The organism is Streptococcus sp. HMSC065C01, from assembly GCF_001813525.1.
GTDB classification, from domain to species: domain Bacteria; phylum Bacillota; class Bacilli; order Lactobacillales; family Streptococcaceae; genus Streptococcus; species Streptococcus parasanguinis_V.
Map to the genome: position 1 here is coordinate 1 of NZ_KV812815.1, position 773 is coordinate 773.

The 773-nt window shown below is 39.3% G+C and carries 1 protein-coding gene; it reads right to left on the reverse strand.

Features of this window, described 5'->3' with window-relative positions:
• A partial coding sequence (locus tag HMPREF2918_RS00175) for a Spy0128 family protein (RefSeq protein WP_305366768.1) occupies window positions 1-773 on the reverse strand: 773 nt, incomplete at both ends.

A 773-nucleotide genomic window follows, 5' to 3' on the forward strand; every position in this document is an offset into this window, starting at 1 on the left:
CCATATGGGTTGGCAACTGGGGTCACACCATCGGCTTCAAAGAGACCAAATACAGCACCTGCAAGAGCATTTCCATCTGCGTTAGCTTTGTGCAATTGAATGTTGTACAGTTTCAATTCAGGTTTGTCAACAGTCGGTGGAGTTGGTGGAATTGAAGTTGTTACCAATTTGTTAGTGAATGATTTCTTATCACCATATGCCACAGAAGCTTTGAGTGTATTGCTTGCATCATCTTTTGTGACAGTTACAGTAGCATCAATACTTCCTTCATCGTAGGTCATTCCTTTTGCTTTGCTTTCAGGAATAACTTCTTTAATCGTGTAGTGGAAGGTTTTTCCTGCGTCCTCTGATGAATATGAAATGTCATCAAAGGTTACCGTACCATCTGCAGCATTTTGTTTTGTTTGAAGAACTTTTCCGGTTTCATCCAACAATTGGAAATTGAATTCACCATTCTTCAATTCAGCACCTTCTAAAATCTTGCTCGCTGAAATTTTAGCTTTTGCTGGTTGAGGAGCCGTATAAGTATTTGAGAAGGTTTTATTATCTGGATAAGCCACATCTGCTTTCAGGTTGTCGCCATCTTTTTTCACCTTAACAGTTACTTGTTTATCAGTCTTGTCATAGGTAATACCTGGGGTATTTCCAGCTACTTCCTTAACAGTGTAAGTGTGTTCACCTTCTTCGGTGTACTCAATTGGTGCAAATGTTACTTTTCCGTTTTTGTTTGTAACAGTTTGAAGCTTGTTAGCACCCTCGTACAATTCAAAGCT